Raw genomic sequence first — 15,834 nt, 5'->3', positions numbered from 1 at the left:
CGACATCCTGCCCGTTGGGGGGATGATGAAAGATGTGGATCGACTTCGTGGCTGGCCGGTGACCCTGAACGAAGGTCCGGTGGGCCTTCGGCCGCTGCGGCTGAGCGATGTGCGCGTGTGGCGCGAAACTCGGCTGCGCAACGCCGACTGGCTGCGTCCGTGGGAGCCCAGCAATCCTGAGACACCGCTGTTCAGGACCGGGCTTGGGCCCTACGTCTCCATGGTCGGCACCCTGCGCCGCGAAGCGAGGCAGGGGCTGGCGTTGCCGTGGGTGGTGACGTACGAGGGGCGCTTCGCGGGGCAGCTGACCGTGGGGGCCATTGTGTGGGGATCTGCCCGTTCCGCCCAGGTCGGCTACTGGATCGACGGTGCGGTGGCCGGCCGGGGGATCACCCCCACCGCCCTCGCCATGGCCGTTGACCATTGCTTTTTCACCACCGGATTGCATCGGCTGGAAGCGAACATCCGGCCGGAGAATCAAGCCAGCCGTAGAGTGGTTGAGAAGCTGGGATTCAGGGAAGAAGGCATTCGGCGTCGCCAACTCCACATCGACGGAGCCTGGCGCGACCACATTTGCTACGCGCTGACCGTTGAGGACGTACCTGGCGGGCTGCTCGTGCAGTGGCGTCGCGCGCGTGAGTCAGCCGCTCGCGGGGGGTCCTCTGTCGAAGAGGTTTGACGATCTCGCGACACACCGCACCGAATGCTCGTCAATCAGTGACACGCGGTCTTACGGTGCGTGACGTGAGCACATTGAAGACGCAACGAGGACATCCGCGTCTTCATGCTGCCCGGAGGTGGTCGTGAGCCCTGTCCTGCTCTATCTGGCCATCGTCCTGATGTGGCTTTGCGTCCTCATCCCGATGTGGCTGCGCAAGGACAAGACCAACCTTGCGGAGTTGGCCGAGCTCGAAGAGTATTACACCGGCGAGCACCAGTTGCCCGATCTTGAAAATCTGGCACCTTCGGACGCCGACGAATACGACGGGGCCACGGTCGCCGAGGTCGAGAAGGTCGACGTCCGCCAGTTCCGGTTCCGCCGCCGCGCCATCATCGTGGCCCGCCGGCGGCGCCTGCTCTTCTTCACCCTCCTGCTGGTGCTGGCGTCGATCGTGACGGCCTCGGTGCAGATGCTGCCGTGGTGGGGCGTGGCGCCCTCGATCGTCATCATGCTGGCGTACATGGCGTTTCTGCGCATCGCCGTACAGGTGGACATGGAACGGCGCGAACGCGGGCGCCTGGCGCGCGCTGAGCGGCAGCGGCGGGCACGCGAGCAGCGGCGGGTCGCGGCCGAGGTGGAGGCGGCCGAGGTCATCGATCTTGCCGCTGTGCAATCGGATGTTCTGTTCGATCAGTACGCGGAACCGCCCAGGCGGGCGGTGGGGGACTGAAACGGTGGCGCGAGGACCCTCCGGAGTTTGCTAACCTAATCAAGTCCTTGGGGATGTAGCGCAGTCCGGTAGCGCACTTCGTTCGCATCGAAGGGGTCAGGGGTTCGAATCCCCTCATCTCCACCCAGGGCCGTTCTTGAAACGGCCGAACTGAAGTTGACGGGATCCCGTCTGATCATCGCGATCGGGCGGGATCTTGTCGTTTCAGGGGTTTCCCGAATCTGGTTCGTCCGGGTTTGGGGCCCGAGAGTCGGCGAGATGAGTGGCTCGGGTGCTATCACGCGGTCGTGTGGGCGTGGTGAATGGCCTGGTGGGCATGGCGAAGCCCTCGGCCGGGACGGTGTTGGATGTCGATGACCCGAATTGCGGTTTAAGGGTCTGGTGGGGGTTTTCCAGCTTCGGCGGGCGGGACGCTCGGATGTCCGTCATCGGGGACGTCGTCGTGATGGACGGCGCGGCCGGGATTGTGCTGGTGACGCCAAACGTCGAGGAAGTGGTCGTTGGCGACGGTGACGATGAGAGCGATCAACAGGGTTTGGGCGACGCGGCCGTGGGCGAGCCGGTTCTTGGGGTCGCCGAGGTCGAGGTCGTGTCCCTTGAGCCGGCCGTTGAGGCCCTCGGTCATGGCACGAGCACTTTTATAGGTGGTGATCCAGGCGGGGCTGAGGTAGGCCAGATCCTGGCGGAACTTGTCGAGGTGGCCGAGGTCGTCTTTGCGCAGGGTGATGCTGTGTTGGCGGCAGATTTTCGGCAGTTCGCTGCTCTTGGTGTCGGGGACGGGTGGCAGAACGCGGGGTTTTGCGGCTGGGTGGGCGGCTCGCTGCCGGGAGTCGGTCAGGTCAACTGGGGCTGGGCGGTTGGGCTCGTGCTGGTGGAGGCGGTCGAAGCGGGGGCAGGTGAGCGACGGGGAGGTGCCTGCGGCCGGGCGTTGGAAGCGGTCGGTGGTGCCTGCGTTCGCGCTCTGTTTGAGGCGCAGCAAGTACGGCTCTCGCGCGGTGATCAACGCGGCCAGTTCGTCGGAGGGGTCACGGATGGCGGCATCGTCCAGGCCGGTGGTCGCTTGGGCGAGCCGGTCGGGAATCAGCGGGCAGGCCAGGGAGCCGTCGATGAGCAGCGCGCCGTGGACGCTGCCTTGGACTCCTCGCTGGTCGACCTTGTAGTCGAGGGCCAGCCGGTAGCCGAGGTCACGGGCGGGTTGGGCGAAGTGGGCGGGTTGCTGGTCGGTGTAGGCGCGGTCGACGACGGCGAAGGCGGCGGGCAGGCCGAGTGTGGCCAGGGGTTTGAGGGTGGTGATGGCGTTGGCGCCGATGCGTTTGTGTGGGGTGTCGAGGACGAGGCCGAGCGCCAGTTGCGGGAAGGGGCCGAGCGCCGGGCGGGTGCGGGCGGCGACGGTGAGGGTGGCGCTGTAGCCGTATTCGGGTGGGTCGTTGCCGGCCGGGTGGTGCCAGCCTGCGGTGATCTCGGTGGAGGCGATCAGTTCGCCGGTGGAGCGGCGCGCTCGTGGCGGGCGGGCGAAGACCGGGGCGGCGGTGGTGTCGATGCCGACGTCGCCACGGAATCTGGCCAGGTAGCCGCGGCCCTTGGCCCAGCGGACCGGGGTGAGCACGAGTGCGGTGACGATGTCCTGCAGCAGGTCCCGAAGCCGGACGTGATCGGCATCGTCATCTGCCCAGGCGGAGGCCAGGTGATCGGCCTCTGCTTGGGGCAGGCGGGTGCGGCGATCGTGCCGGGCCGGGTCCAGCAGGCTGGTCAGCCGGTCAAAAGCGCGGTAGAAACGGCGGTTGTCGGCCAGGCAGGCGTGTGGATCGTCGGCCGGTGGCCGGTCGGCGTCCAGGCCCAGCTGCTGTCGGGCAGCCGGGGACAGGCAGAAGGCGGCCAGCCGCCAGGCTTCGGCCAGGGTGGCTTTGCCGCTGTGGTGGATCGAGACCATCAGGCAGACAAGCACCGCACGGATCGGCGCTCCCGGAGGTCCGGGGCGCAGGCCGAGCTCGGCGTCGATCAACGCCATGACGCCAGAGTCGTCCAGCAGCCGGGCGTAGTGGCTGATGACGGCATCAGGGATCTGGGCGGTCTGCTTGGCAGGAGGCCGGGGTCGGGTGGCTCGGGCTCGGGTGGTGCGCGGCGGCCAGGCGCGTGGCGTCGTCGTACTCAACAAGCACGGCCGCGCAGCAGCGCGACCGTCGTCTGTTCATCCAGGGCGGGGACGAAGCGGTGATAGCGGGCCAGTGCGGAGGCGCTCATCCCGGCCGCGGCGGCCACCACCCCCAGATCGATGCGGGCGCTCAGCAGTTCGACGATCCACGAGGATCGCAGCCGGCGCACCGACAGGGCGGGCAGGCCGCCGGTCGGAGTGTGGCGGGCGGTCCAGGAGCTGAACAGGTTCTTGGCGTGCCGGGCGGTGTGCCCGGGCCGGAACACGAACCGGTCGCCCGGCTGGTCGGCGGCGTGGGCCAGGACGTCCTCCCAAGCGGCGCGGCAGACGATCAATCGCTCTGTGCCGGGGACGGTCACTACGACCGCGCCGCAGTCCAGGCGGCGCAGATGCCTGGTCTGGACGGCGGCCACTTCTCCAGAGGTCAGGCCGCAACCGAAGGCGAGTGCCATCAACGCCAGCCCGTCGCCTCTGGCCTGGCCGGGCAGGCGCTCGGCCCAGCCGCGAAGGCGGCCGAGCTGGGCCGGCGAGTACGGCGGGCTGACCTTCTTGGGGGCTTTCATCGGCGGCGGCGCCTGCTCGCCACGTTCCAGCCAGGCCAGCGTGGCGCGCATGTGCCGCAGCCAGCTGCGGTAGGTCTGTGCCGAACTCGGCGCCAGGTCGGTGCAGCCGGTCAGGACGAATGCGTCGATCGTCTCGTGCCGCAGCCACACTTCCGGGTCGTCCGGCAGGCCGGAGCGGTGACACCACACGGCCAGGCGGGTGGTCGCGGTGAGCAGCCGCTCGACCCGGTAGGGGAGCGGTCGGCGCTGGCGGCGACCAACATCCGCACATGCCCGCAGATGCGGTCCCACTCCGGCGGCGCATTCTGCGGCCAGTAACCGGTGATCCTGGCCGAGGTCGCGGCATCGAGCGTCACACTCCATCCATAGCGGCAGGACAAGCAGCCGTTACGCAGCGCGACGACATCCACCGAAAGGAGTGGTTTGTCATGGTCGGAGGATGCGCGCGCTCGGCCGCCCCCGGGACCTGGCCGAGAACCCGCAGGCCTGGCCCCACGCGGACCTGGCCCGCCACCCCGCCGCCGCCGTCGTCCAGGCCATCGCCGCCGCCCTGGCTGGCATCCTGGCCGAACGCCGCCTGAGCCTGCGCGGACTGGCCGCCGCCTCCGGCGTCAACCGCCAATCCATCTCCGACCTGCTGGCCGGAAGATCCTGGCCGGACGTGGCCACCATCGCCCTGCTGGAAGCCGCGCTCGCTGTCCGGCTGTGGCCGGACAGCGCTTCGGCGCCCCGATGACGGTGCCGAGTGCCGTGATGATCTCGGCCGTGATGACCTCGACGGCATGATCGAGCCTTCTCTCCGCCGCCCCGGCAACCCGGACATCCGGGCAGGAGCAGCCGTCATTTGGCTCGACAGCCTCCAAGCGATCACCTAGCGCGTTACGTTCAGAAGGCGCGAGCCTTCAAAGAGTTAGGACCTGTTGGGCGCTCACGCAACCCGGTGCCGTCGAGCTGCAACTCGGCGGCACCACTGTTTGTCCCGGTCGCCAGACCGGCAAGCCGTGCTCAGCTCGTGGCGGAGCTCCCTTCGCCGGCGAACCCGTTCACCCCGGCCGCGATCGTGAACAGGCCCTGCTCCCGCTCGGCCAGCCAGCCATCGTCCACCAGCCGCTTGAGCCGTGCGCGCATCCCCTCCACCTGACCGCGGACATCCTGCTGACCCAGCGCCCGCACCACATCCCGTGCCCGCAACGGCTTGTCGGAGCTGGCCAGCAACACCACCGCGTCCTTGCGCAACCCCCGCAGGACCGAACGCTCCTGGGGAGCCTCCGCGTGCCCGGCAGTTTCCGGGGTGGTGTCGCCGGCACCATGAGGATGGGGGTCGGCGGCCTGCCCGGCCTCCGCATCAGCCGGCTCGTCGGCCGCCTCCAGCGCGGTCAGCTCCTCACGTGCGATGGACAGCCGTTCCAGGCGACGCTCTGCCACGGCCAGCCGCTCCTGCAGCTCCTCCATCTGCCCGGACAGCTCGGCGCATTGCTGCCGTGCGGACTCCTCGGCCCGCTCCAACTTCGTCAGCAGTGACGTCACCGTCGCCTCCCTCGCGGCAATCCTCAGACCATCACCATCACCCAACGCATAGCTGCAACTCCAAACTGTAGGCGGCACTGGCATCGCTGACCCCCAAGACTGCAAGATCCCTAACCGAACCGCCCGAAGAAGACAGGGCCCCATCGCGTGGGCGACAATTTCACCGTCATCCGGGGTCGCCGCCCAGCGGCCGACCGGATGAAGACGTGAATGGCCCATCATGTGGGCTGCGGCAGCGCGAACCGAGGCACCAGTACCTTGAACCCCGAAAGTGACATCATCCCGGCATGAGCTATGACCTTGCGGTGTGGGAGGGTGAGCGTCCCGCGAATGATCAAGAAGCGGGAGAGATGCATTCCGCCCTGTATGACCAGTACATTCACGCGGACATCGAGATTCCGCCGACCCCTCTGATCGCAGAATTCGTGCAGCGGCTCCTGCGGCGCTGGCCGGACCTTGACGAGGTGGACGAGGACGAGGACGGCTATGAGGATATTCCCTGGTCGACATCTCCGTTGATCGGAGAGGCGGCAGGCCCCTACATCTACTTCCCCATGGTGTACCGCCGTGCGGAGGAGGCCTCGGCGTACGCGGTCCAGGTTGCGGCCGAACTCGGTCTGCACTGCTACGACCCTCAGCTAGACCGCCTTCGGATCTCGTAACCACGGTCACGCCAACCACATCGAGGCGAGCGCCTCATCCGACCTGGGAAACGATCACGTGGAACTCGGGAAGCGACCTTTGAAGCCTCTGCTGCATCCCAGGCCAGGGTCACTCGTGAACACCCCACCCAGGTCAAAGGCCACTTCCAGTGATCGGAAGTGGCCTCTGTGATCTTCTGAGTGACATGTTGGCGGACTACGCGTCCGCGATGTCGTCGAAGATGCGGTCCATGGCCAGCGCGCCGGTTTGGATCACTGGCCGAATCTGGTGGCGATACACGGTCTCGGTCACGGTTGTGCTGGCGTGTCCGCACAGCTTTGCGATCTCGTCTATGGATAGACCGCCGTCGTCGGAGAGCAGGGACACGAAGCTGTGGCGTAGCTCACGAGGTGTCCACGCGTCGGCGTAGATGCCCTTGATGCCTCTGATGGCGTTGCGGAACTCACGCCGTACGTTGTGAGCGTCAAGCGGTGTGCCGATGCGACTGGTGAAGACGAGTTCGTGTTCCTTCCACCGTTGACCGGTCGCGTTGCGTTCGTTGGCTTGCTGGCGCCTTTGCTGCTTGAGCGCTTCCACGGCCCGCGCGGGTAGGCAAGGGTGCGTCGTGATTTCTTGGTTTTGGTATCGCCGCCTGCTCTGACTGACCGCCATACGGCGATGTGCGGGGGGATCGCCGGTTTGCCGAAGGACGCTGGCTTGCCTTTCAGGTCAACGTGGCCCCAGCGAAGGTCACGTAGTTCCTCGGTGCGGTAAGGAGGGAGACCACAATGTAGGGATGCATGCGGTGGTACTTAGACGCACTGAGGATGGCAAGGGCTTGCCGGAAGGTCAGTGATCGAGACGGTCTGCCGCCTTGGCCCTTGGGGATGGTGCAGAGCTCGACGACGTTGCGCTTCACCTTCTCGCGAGCCATGGCGCGTTTGACGATGCGGTTAAACGCGGAGTAGAGGGCTTGTAGGGTCCGCGTGCTAAGCGATCGAGCCTTGATCCTGAGCCACTTCTCGACCTCCGTGGCCTTGAGATCCTTGAGCTTACGTGCGCCAAGGTCAGGAAAGATATGGACTCGGCACAGGATCGTATTGGTCTCTATGGTCTGCGGATCACGGCCGGTGAGACCGTACTCGAGACACAGACCATAGATCATGACTCACGCCCATATCGTCCGCATGTCAGCATCGCGTACGTCAATGGGGAGAGTCCAACGGACCGCATCGCGCAGGCACTCACCACGACCGACACGGACGCCATCGAGGTCACGATCTCAGACGTGTCACTCATGGTGTTCCACCGTGATCGCCGCATGTACGAGTGGACTAAGGCAATCCACATCCCCATTGGCGACAACCCAGCATGACGGCGACACGGCCGTAGAATCTGTGAGAACTTTCTCTACAAACTTAAAGCAGCCCCACGGGGGCCGCACGCGCCGCCGTCTCGGCACGCCGCCGCCTCACGCTGGCGCTCCCGGCGGACGGCTAAAAGCACGCCGGACGGCTGGCGCGGACGAGTGGAGGGGGCCGCCGTGCGGCGGTACAGATCTGATCACAGGGGAGCGCACTTCTCCGGTCACGGGGCCGACCTGGTAAGCGCACGCGTGCACGGTCACGGTGTTGGCCTTACTGCCTGCCTCCGGCGGGGGCGCTCCGGCTCCGGGCAGCCAAGATCGTTCCCTTCCCGTCTGAGTGGGTTGGCGTGGAAGCCTGCCCGCCTGCCGCCGTCCCAGGGCAAGCCCTAGCAGACCAGCCGCGGGGCCGCCTTCGCTCCATCACGGCCCTGGGCGCCGGGCGCGGCCGGGGTAGCCCGCGGCTGGCCCGCAGACGGGCAGGCCAAGGGTGATGCTGGCGGGAACATGCGCATCCTTCGTAAGCCGTCGCCAACGTATCCACGACATACCAGCAATATACCGCCGCACCCTATGGTTACATCCACAACCTTGGCAGGACATCCGGGATGCCATCCGGTGATTGTCGGGTGTTCACTCGACACTTATTCGGTCATCGTTGAACTAGCCTCTAGTATCAACTTCAAGGGAAGGCGTTTTGTGAAGCGATTCTTTACGATTGCCATGCTGGCAGCAGCGACGTGTTTGACGCTGACGGTCAACGCGGCCCCGGCCAGCGCAGATACTGTCCATTCCTACTACCCCAATAGTAAGGCGTGCTACAAGGCCGCCAAGACTCTTAACGCGCTCAATTTTTTGGGGAAAAAGAAGTACTATTGCTCGTCCAATCCGCGCCTCGCCGTCTATAAAGTGATGCGTGTGACGAAGTAGTGCGGTTGCCTGGCCAGACAACACATGTGCTCAATCGATCCCCTCGGATGCTTCACCCAAGTGACAAAGTGAGTGACACCAAGGGTGCCCAGAGTGTCCCCGGCGGCACACTACGATGCACATGAACAGACGTTTGACCTGGCAATGCACAAGGTGGAGCGATCAACTCGAATGCTTCGCATCGAAGGGGGCAGGGGTTCGAATCCCCTCATCTCCACCCAGGTCAGAGGCCGTTTCTCCTTAGCTGGAGAGGCGGCCTCTCGCCATTTTGGGAGGTCAGCGGAGTGACCACGCCGTCCCGGCAGACTCCGAGCGCGTCACCGAGCACCGGAACGGTCATACGGCTGTCGCCGTTCAGGCCATGTCCGGCCGCCGGAAGGCCATCGATGACCTGGCAGCCGGGCGCTGCCGGCCGACGTCGCCGCGATCGCCCAAACTGGCGGCCGGTTTGGGCATCCGGCTGTGGCCGGTCTCGTCCGGCGGAGGCTGAGCCGCGGCGACATGCGTCTCGGCCCTGGTGCACTGCTCGTTCGTCAGCTCAGGCAGAGGCCAGGACAGCGCCCCCGGCAGGTTCAGCCGGGTGGCGGAGTGGGTCGTCGTCGGCAGATCAGGGCCGTGGTTTCGTGCTGAAGGCGTACATGACCGCCCAGGGCCTCGATCGTGCCGCGCACCACCCGCAGCAGTGCCGTGAGTCGCTCGGCGCCGAGCCGGAGGTGATCGCTCGACGTGGCGACGAGCCCGGTCCACTGATCGGCGGTCAGAACGCGTTCTTGCCGGTAGACCTTTTCCTCGATTGGAGAGAACGCGTCGCGGGCCGACGGCGGCACGCGTTCGGAACGGGTCGTGTCCCGTGGCCCCCAGACCCAGACGATCTCGGGCGCGTGCCGCGCGTACACGCGGGTGAGCGCCGCGGCCATCGGCTCCTCGACCTGCGAGGAGTTCCAGAACCACGCCATGGTGCCCCCGATGGCCAGCACCCGTGCGGCCTTCGCGGCGCCGGCCTCGGGGTCGATCCAGTGCCACGCGTCACCGCAGGTGATGAGGTCGAAGCGACGCCCCGCGTCATCCCAGGTCTCGAACGGGGCGACCTCCACCTCGATGCCATGGCCCCGCGCGACCCCCGCCATGCGCTCGTCCACCTCGATCCCCAGCACCGTCAGCCCTCGTCTTGCCAGCGTCCGGGCCACTTTGCCGGTGCCGCACCCGACGTCGAGCCCGCGAGCCGGACTGCCCGCCATGAGCTCGTCGATCAGCGCGTCCGGGGACTCCGGGCGGTACCGGTCGTACTGCGCGGCCACCGAGCCGAAGGACGTGGCGCGTGCGCGGTCCAGATGGAGCTCGTGGGATCCCATGATCCGACGATACGAGGGCCCGCCGCCGGGCGTACAGCATCGTTGTCGCACGGCGGACTGATCGACAAGGTCTGCCGTGCCCGACCATGGGGTTTCCGTCCAGAGGCGCGCCAGTGCCACGGCTGGGGCGGCCACACGTGCCAGGACGGGACTGACCGCGCGGAGCCTCAGAGGAGTTCGCCGGTCCGGCGCAGGCGGCGTTCGCGAAGGGCCAGGAGCGGCGGCAGACCGAGCTGCACGACGATGTACGCGCTCACGGCGACCGCCTCCCAGAACCCCGCCGAGCCGAGCGCGCTGCCGCCGAACTGCGTCAGCCCCCACTGTCCCAGCGAGACGACCAGCGGCAGCACGCCCGTGACGAATATCCAGGTCATGCCCGCGATCCCCGCGAGGTACGGCACCACGAACCACCGCCCGGCCTGGCGATCGCGCGCGCTTGTCCTGGACAGTTCGGCGGTCTCCGCCTGGGTGAGCCGGAACAGCGTGGCCTTGGCGGTCAGCCAGGTCGTCCGATAGAGGTTGTGGCACCGCAGGGCGTTCGCGAGCAGGGCGTACGAGTCGCTGCGCAGCGGCAGGGCGGCCCACTGCCAGACGATGCCGACGATCTGGGAGAGCACCACGGCGGCGAGGAGATCGTCGAGGGCGCGGGGCGGGTCGAGCAGCCGCAGTCCCAGCGCGGCGGCCAGCACCACGGTGTCGATGGCCATTCCGGCCAGGTAGACGCCGTGACGGCGGTTGCGCGGCACCGTGACGATCTGGGTGAGATCGGTCTCGAAGACGACGTATATGCCCCGATAGCTGACCCGGAAGATCGCCGGTACGCCGATCGCCCGTCCCGCGAGCCAGTGCCACGCCTCGTGCAGGGCGCCGAACGCGATGCCGATCAGCAGCCAGCCGAACGCGGACAGGCCGGGGCTGGGCAGGAACCAGGCGTCCTGCCAGGAGGGGCGCAGATCGGGCCGGATCAGCAGGAGGGAGACGGCGAGGACCGCGGCGGCCCCGTAACACGACCAGGCGGCGGGGCCGAACAGCCGGGCCGCTGATCGGGGACTGACCCCTTCGATCCATTTGATCCGCCCGCGCGCTCCGCCCGCATCGGCCGGCGGGTCGAGCAGTCCAGCGGCGGTGAGGCCGTCGACGAAGTCTCTGCCGTCCACCTCCTCGCCGGCGACCTCACCGGCCCGCGCGGTGGCCTCATCGAGCGAGCCGGTCTCCTGGAGCGTGGTGACGAAGACCGCGCCAGGCTCCGGCACCGCGACGAAAACGCCCAGCTCGGGGCGGCCGAGGATCCAGGCCTCGCCGTCGAAGGCGACCGTCAGCCGGGCGGCCCGCTCGCGCAGCTCCTCATCCAGGGACGCGGCCATATCACTCCATAGCCATGAAAGTGGAAGGGGAAGGGCCGCACTCCCGGAGTGCGGCCCTTGGCCCGATTCTTAGGAATCGGTGCCGTTCTGCGTGAGACGGGCGTTTTCGACGCGGACGATCTCGATCTTCATAGCGATCACCTCCCTCCGCATACCGCACAAGCGGGGTCACGCGGCCACTCGGCCCGACTGGTCGCACAACCATGCGCGAAGTCGATGTCGAGTGGCCTGCCGGCGTACGCCGGTGGCTCGAAACCGGTCAGGTAGCGCAGCACTTCGAAGGCGCCGAATGCCCCCAGCAGGCCGGCGACCGGCCCGATCCCGCGGTTGGGCTGCGGCCTGCTGACGAAGAGGCGAGTGGCGGCGATGGCGCCGGCGATGGCCGGGTCACCGGGGTCGGGGAAGTGCGCCGGGTTCGAGGGGTCGGCCGGTACGCAGGCACGGCACGCGCTGACACCCGGGTTCACCGACCAGACCGTGCCGGTGGTGACCGACATGCCGCCGCGGACGAACGGCACCCCGTTGCGTACGCACGCCTCGTTGACCCAGAGGTCGATGTTCTTCGGCCGGTCGATGCCCGAGGCCACCACGTCGGGCCGGACCCGCCGGATGAGCTCGGTGAGCTGTTCAGGGCCGGCGACGTCGGCCTCGACCCACTCGACCTGGATGGCGGGGTCGAAGGCCCGTACCCATGCCGCCGCGCGCTCGACCTTGCGCTCGCCGATGTCCTTCGCGCGGTAGAGGTACTGCCGGGCGAAGTTGCGCGGTTCCACGGCGTCCCGGTCGAGCAGCGTCATCGCGCCGACGCCGAGCCCGGCGAGGTGCGGGATGGTGTTGGAGTTGAGGCCGCCGGTGCCGAGCACCAGGACGTGCGACTCGCGCAGGTGGCGCTGCAGGTCCTCCCGGCTGCGGTCGAGGGTGCTGAACGACTCGAAGAAGGCAAGGTTGCTGAAGTACCGCTCGGCCTCGGCGGGCTCCAGCCGGTCGAGGCGGTCGCCGTCCTCCAGCAGCCGTTCGGCGTCGAACGCCGCGACGGCGTCCCGTACGTCGGCCACGTCCAGCGACAGCTCGTCCGCGATCTCGGCGACGGTCCTGCCTCCTTCGCTGAGGAGGCCCACGAGCTTTTCCACGATCCCGTCGGGGTCGGCCAGGAGCAGTTGGTCACGTGGGTCATAGACCAGCCGCAGCTCATCCCCGACCCGCTCCCAGGAGATGCCTTTCAGCCGTGGCCTCATCGGTGCGTCAGCCAATCTCTGAGGGGGGGATTTGGCAACACTGTGGCAGCCGCGCGCATGGACGCCGCATGGATCGCGCATGGGCGCACATTGCTGCTGCCGGGAGGTGTGGGTTAGCGTCGAATCCGTGATCTCCCTCGGTGTCCGAGTCCTGCTCCTCGGCCCCCTGGAGATCCTCGTCGAGGGCCGGCCCGTCCACCTGACCGGCAGGCAGCGGGCACTGCTCTCGGCCCTGCTCCTGGACTCCGGCGATGTGGTGTCCGTGGAACGGCTGGCCGACCGTCTCTGGGGCGACGATCCACCGCCCTCCGCCCCGGCACGGCTGCGCGCGCTGGTCGCGGAGCTCCGCCGGGCGCTCAGCCCTCATGGGCGGGACGTCGTTCTCACCTGGAGCCCGGGATCGGGATACCTGATCCCCGCCGGAGCGGCCGCGGTGGACGCCGAGGAGTTCGCCTCCCTGGTGGAGAGCGCGCGGCAGGAAGCCGGTCAGGCCGCGCTGGATCTGTACGACCGGGCTCTCGCGCTGTGGCGCGGCGACCCCTTCGCCGATCTGGCCGACCCGGACGCCCAGGCGGAGCGCCACCGGCTCGCGGAGCTCAGGTGTGAGGCGGCCGAGGGCCACGCCGCCGCGCTGCTCGGGATCGGGCGGAGCCGGGCGGCCATCCCCGGCCTGACGCGGCTCCTCGCCGACCAGCCGCTCCGTGAGCGGCCCCACGCGCTGCTCATGCGGGCGCTCCGCGACGACGGCCGTCTCCCCGACGCTCTGGAGGTCTACCGGGATTTCCGTACGAAGCTCGTACGCGAGGTCGGGGTGGAACCGAGCGGCGAGCTGCAGCGGCTGCACCAGAGCCTGCTCGAAGAAGAGCCGGCGGCCGGGCCGGCACCGATGCCGCGCCAGTTGCCGCCCGCCACCAGCCGCTTCGTGGGCCGCTCCGCGGAGCTCCGGCGCATGGACGCCGGCCGGGTGACGCTCGTGGTCGGCCCCGCCGGCGTGGGGAAGACCGCGCTGGCGATCCGGTGGGCACACCACGCGAGCGAGCTCTTTCCCGACGGGCAGTTGTTCCTCGACCTGCGGGGTTTCGACCAGCGCGAGCCCATGTCCCTCCCCGAGGCGCTGCAACTGCTGTTACAGGGGCTCGGCGCGGCGGCGAAGGACATACCGGTCGAGCTGGACGCACAGATCGCGCTCTACCGCTCGCTCCTGGCGGGCCGGCGCGTGCTGGTGGTCCTGGACGACGTCGCCGACCCGGAGCAGGTACGCGCGTTGCTGCCCGCGGACCCCGGGTGCCGGGCCGTCGTCACGAGCCGCAGCCGGCTGGGCGGCCTGGTGGCCATGGACGGGATCGAGCGCCTCACGCTGGACGTACTGGACCATGGGGAGGCGCGTCAACTGCTCGCTCAGGGCATCGGCGAGGACCGCCTGCTCCGGGAGCCGGACGCCGCCGACGAGCTCGTGGCGCTCTGTGGCCGGCTGCCGCTGGCTCTGTCCATAGCCGTGTCCTGGATCGGCGACCACGGGCACCGGATGATCGGCCACTACGTACGCCAGCTCGCGGACCGGGGGCGGCTGGTGCGGTTGCGCGTGGAGGGCGACGACAGCGTGGCCGTACAGGCGGCTCTCGACCTGTCGCACAATGCGCTGCCGCCGGCGGCGCAGCGGATGTTCCGCCTGCTCGGCCTGGCGCGGGGGAGCGGCATCACTTCTGCGGCGGCGGCAGCCCTGATGCGGACCAGGCGCGACCACGCGGAGGACCTTCTGGGTACGGTGGCGCGGATCCACCTGATCAAGGAGACGGGGCCGCACCGTTTCGCCGCTCATGACCTGGTGCTGGAGTACGCCGCACAGCGCAGCCTCGCCGAGGACTCCGCGAGCGAGCGGTGGGCCGCCGTCCGGCGGCTACTCGACTACTACCTGCGTACGGTCGTCGGCGCCACCGCGGTGGCCGGCTTCGAAGTCGCGGAGCTCGCCCGCGACGGGGTTCGGCCCGAGGTCACTCCGACGACCTTCGACGCCGCGGCCGACGCCCTCGACTGGCTCGACACCGAGTGGGACAACCTCGTGGCCGCCGTGTCGTACGCCGCCGAGCAGGGCCCGCGGCAGTACGCGTGGCTGCTGGTCGAGGCCCTGACGGACATCCTGCACCACCGGCGGACCCGCGGGGAGTGGCTGCGTCTCGCGGAGATCGCGCTGGCCGCCGCCGAGGACGAGCGGAACCTCAGAGGGCAGGCCGGGATGCACCATTCGCTAGGACTCGCCCGATGGCGTATGGCCGACCTCAAGAGCGCCATGGACCACTACGAGCGTGCGCTGGCGCTGGCCCGCCGGGCGGGCTGGCCGCTGGGCGAGGCCAGGGCCCTGCAAGGCTGCGGCGTGGTGCTCAAACAGATGGGAGAGCCGCACGAGGCCATCCCGCGGTATCAGCGGTCGGTGGAGATCCACCACGCGCTCGGGTCGGTACGCGGCGAGGCACGCGGGCTGAACAACCTGGCGTCCGCCTACCTCATGCTCGCCCGGCTGGACCGCGCCGAGGAATGCCTGCGGGCCTCCCTGCCCTTGACCGAAGCGTCCGGCGACCGGCATCTCCAGACGCTGACCCTGGTGAACCTGGCCCTCGTACGCAAGATGCAGGCCCGGTTCCCCGAGGCGCTGGAGTCCCTTCGCGAGGCCTTGGCCCTGGCCGACGGGTTGCGATACGCCGAGGCGGTCACCTACGAGACGTTCGGCTCGGTGCACTGCGACGCCGGCGACCACGAGCGGGCGATCGACGCCTTCGGCCGGAGCCTGGCCATCGCCGAGGAGGTCGAGAACCGGCGGTGCCAGATCGCCTCGCTGACCGGCATGGCGGCAGCGGAGCTGGAGCTCGGCAGAGCGGAGGGCGCGCTCGCCCACCTCGACGCCGCGCTGGAGCTCGCCGAGCACACGGCCATCGACCTGGACCACGTGCTGCTCGGCCGCGCGGAGTTCCTCTACCACCAGGGCCGGTACGAAGACGCGCGCGACGCGGCGCACCGGTCGCTGGAGCTGGCGCACACGTCCAACCTGCTGAACCTGCCGCGGCTGCACGGCCTGCTCGCCGCCATCCACCTGGCGATGGGCGACGACGAGCGGTGCGTCGAGGCGTGCGCGCGGGCCCTGGAACTCGCACGGCGATCCGGGCAGCGCCTGGATCACGCACGCGCCCTGATGACCCTCGGTCATGCCGTGAAAGGCACGGAGTCCCGGCGCCTTTGGGGGCAGGCCCATGCGTTGTTCACGGTCATCGGCGCACCGGAGCGGTTCACGTCGGCGGCACTGCTGGGCCGCTGACCTCGTAG

At 68.6% G+C, this 15,834-nt stretch carries 15 protein-coding genes and 1 tRNA gene; 8 read left to right on the top strand and 8 right to left on the bottom strand.

What is annotated here, in order from left to right:
* Positions 1–25 precede the first annotated feature (25 nt).
* The 3 genes from C4V41_RS36700 to C4V41_RS36690 all read left to right on the top strand — a co-directional run bounded on the left by C4V41_RS36700 (position 26) and on the right by C4V41_RS36690 (position 1,514).
* A complete protein-coding gene (locus tag C4V41_RS36700; RefSeq protein ID WP_200824477.1) occupies positions 26–679 on the top strand; it encodes a GNAT family N-acetyltransferase in 654 nt (217 codons plus the stop codon).
* Between the two features lie 124 nt (positions 680–803).
* A complete protein-coding gene (gene sepX, locus C4V41_RS36695) occupies positions 804–1,391 on the top strand; it encodes a divisome protein SepX/GlpR (RefSeq protein WP_146103926.1) in 588 nt (195 codons plus the stop codon).
* A 49-nt stretch (positions 1,392–1,440) separates the two neighbouring features.
* Positions 1,441–1,514, top strand: a tRNA-Ala gene (locus tag C4V41_RS36690).
* A gap of 247 nt (positions 1,515–1,761) precedes the next feature.
* Here the strand turns inward: C4V41_RS36690 and C4V41_RS36685 are convergent.
* Both C4V41_RS36685 and C4V41_RS36680 read right to left on the bottom strand, forming a co-directional pair.
* Positions 1,762–3,399 (bottom strand): hypothetical protein, encoded by a 1,638-nt coding sequence (locus C4V41_RS36685; protein ID WP_103960561.1) that lies wholly within the window; start codon positions 3,397–3,399, stop codon positions 1,762–1,764.
* 140 nt (positions 3,400–3,539) lie between these two features.
* Positions 3,540–4,397, bottom strand: coding sequence for a hypothetical protein (locus C4V41_RS36680; protein ID WP_146103925.1), 858 nt, complete (start codon positions 4,395–4,397; stop codon positions 3,540–3,542).
* Positions 4,398–4,545: 148 nt separating this feature from the next.
* Between C4V41_RS36680 and C4V41_RS36675 the strand changes: the two genes are divergently transcribed.
* Positions 4,546–4,842, top strand: coding sequence for a helix-turn-helix domain-containing protein (locus C4V41_RS36675; RefSeq protein WP_103960559.1), 297 nt, complete (start codon positions 4,546–4,548; stop codon positions 4,840–4,842).
* A 269-nt stretch (positions 4,843–5,111) separates the two neighbouring features.
* Here C4V41_RS36675 and C4V41_RS36670 read toward each other — a convergent pair whose 3' ends face one another.
* Entirely contained in the window at positions 5,112–5,633 is a 522-nt protein-coding gene (locus tag C4V41_RS36670; protein WP_103960558.1) for a hypothetical protein, read from the bottom strand.
* 287 nt (positions 5,634–5,920) lie between these two features.
* Between C4V41_RS36670 and C4V41_RS36665 the strand changes: the two genes are divergently transcribed.
* A complete protein-coding gene (locus C4V41_RS36665) occupies positions 5,921–6,295 on the top strand; it encodes a hypothetical protein (protein ID WP_103960557.1) in 375 nt (124 codons plus the stop codon).
* A gap of 196 nt (positions 6,296–6,491) precedes the next feature.
* Here C4V41_RS36665 and C4V41_RS63315 read toward each other — a convergent pair whose 3' ends face one another.
* Together C4V41_RS63315 and C4V41_RS63310 are read right to left on the bottom strand one after the other, a co-directional pair.
* A complete protein-coding gene (locus C4V41_RS63315) occupies positions 6,492–6,947 on the bottom strand; it encodes a tyrosine-type recombinase/integrase (protein ID WP_200824464.1) in 456 nt (151 codons plus the stop codon).
* Positions 6,948–6,999: 52 nt separating this feature from the next.
* Positions 7,000–7,440 (bottom strand): hypothetical protein, encoded by a 441-nt coding sequence (locus C4V41_RS63310; RefSeq protein WP_200824463.1) that lies wholly within the window; start codon positions 7,438–7,440, stop codon positions 7,000–7,002.
* Between C4V41_RS63310 and C4V41_RS66205 the strand changes: the two genes are divergently transcribed.
* Together C4V41_RS66205 and C4V41_RS61005 are read left to right on the top strand one after the other, a co-directional pair.
* Positions 7,354–7,650 carry a 2'-5' RNA ligase family protein gene (locus C4V41_RS66205; RefSeq protein WP_407670115.1) on the top strand — a complete coding sequence of 99 codons (297 nt, stop codon included), beginning with the start codon at positions 7,354–7,356 and terminating at the stop codon, positions 7,648–7,650. The two genes, C4V41_RS63310 and C4V41_RS66205, sit on opposite strands and share 87 nt — an antisense overlap.
* 579 nt (positions 7,651–8,229) lie before the next feature.
* Positions 8,230–8,568 carry a hypothetical protein gene (locus C4V41_RS61005; RefSeq protein ID WP_200824462.1) on the top strand — a complete coding sequence of 113 codons (339 nt, stop codon included), beginning with the start codon at positions 8,230–8,232 and terminating at the stop codon, positions 8,566–8,568.
* Positions 8,569–9,140: 572 nt separating this feature from the next.
* Here C4V41_RS61005 and C4V41_RS36655 read toward each other — a convergent pair.
* The 3 genes from C4V41_RS36655 to C4V41_RS36645 all read right to left on the bottom strand — a co-directional run bounded on the left by C4V41_RS36655 (position 9,141) and on the right by C4V41_RS36645 (position 12,519).
* Positions 9,141–9,920, bottom strand: coding sequence for a class I SAM-dependent methyltransferase (locus C4V41_RS36655; RefSeq protein WP_103960556.1), 780 nt, complete (start codon positions 9,918–9,920; stop codon positions 9,141–9,143).
* Between the two features lie 167 nt (positions 9,921–10,087).
* On the bottom strand, positions 10,088–11,284 hold the full coding sequence (locus C4V41_RS36650) for a hypothetical protein (RefSeq protein WP_103960555.1): 1,197 nt from the start codon (positions 11,282–11,284) through the stop codon (positions 10,088–10,090).
* Positions 11,285–11,421: 137 nt separating this feature from the next.
* A complete protein-coding gene (locus C4V41_RS36645) occupies positions 11,422–12,519 on the bottom strand; it encodes a HesA/MoeB/ThiF family protein (RefSeq protein WP_103960554.1) in 1,098 nt (365 codons plus the stop codon).
* A gap of 127 nt (positions 12,520–12,646) precedes the next feature.
* Between C4V41_RS36645 and C4V41_RS36640 the strand changes: the two genes are divergently transcribed.
* A complete protein-coding gene (locus C4V41_RS36640; RefSeq protein WP_160150515.1) occupies positions 12,647–15,826 on the top strand; it encodes an AfsR/SARP family transcriptional regulator in 3,180 nt (1,059 codons plus the stop codon).
* Positions 15,827–15,834: the final 8 nt, after the last annotated feature.

It is taken from the genome of Nonomuraea solani (genome assembly GCF_900108335.1).
Lineage (GTDB): Bacteria > Actinomycetota > Actinomycetes > Streptosporangiales > Streptosporangiaceae > Nonomuraea > Nonomuraea solani.
Note: the sequence above shows the minus strand (reverse complement) of the source record. Positions and strands in the feature narration are given on the sequence as shown.

What these genes read in the sequence shown, in the direction of transcription:
- C4V41_RS36700 (WP_200824477.1), top strand. Translation starts at nt 26, where the DNA reads ATGAAAGATGTGGATCGACTTCGTGGCTGGCCGGTGACCCTGAACGAA.
- C4V41_RS36685 (WP_103960561.1), bottom strand. Translation starts at nt 3,399, where the DNA reads ATGGCGTTGATCGACGCCGAGCTCGGCCTGCGCCCCGGACCTCCGGGA.
- C4V41_RS36675 (WP_103960559.1), top strand. Translation starts at nt 4,546, where the DNA reads ATGCGCGCGCTCGGCCGCCCCCGGGACCTGGCCGAGAACCCGCAGGCC.
- C4V41_RS36665 (WP_103960557.1), top strand. Translation starts at nt 5,921, where the DNA reads ATGAGCTATGACCTTGCGGTGTGGGAGGGTGAGCGTCCCGCGAATGAT.
- C4V41_RS63315 (WP_200824464.1), bottom strand. Translation starts at nt 6,947, where the DNA reads ATGGCGGTCAGTCAGAGCAGGCGGCGATACCAAAACCAAGAAATCACG.
- C4V41_RS66205 (WP_407670115.1), top strand. Translation starts at nt 7,354, where the DNA reads ATGGACTCGGCACAGGATCGTATTGGTCTCTATGGTCTGCGGATCACG.
- C4V41_RS63310 (WP_200824463.1), bottom strand. Translation starts at nt 7,440, where the DNA reads ATGATCTATGGTCTGTGTCTCGAGTACGGTCTCACCGGCCGTGATCCG.
- C4V41_RS36655 (WP_103960556.1), bottom strand. Translation starts at nt 9,920, where the DNA reads ATGGGATCCCACGAGCTCCATCTGGACCGCGCACGCGCCACGTCCTTC.
- C4V41_RS36650 (WP_103960555.1), bottom strand. Translation starts at nt 11,284, where the DNA reads ATGGCCGCGTCCCTGGATGAGGAGCTGCGCGAGCGGGCCGCCCGGCTG.
- C4V41_RS36645 (WP_103960554.1), bottom strand. Translation starts at nt 12,519, where the DNA reads ATGAGGCCACGGCTGAAAGGCATCTCCTGGGAGCGGGTCGGGGATGAG.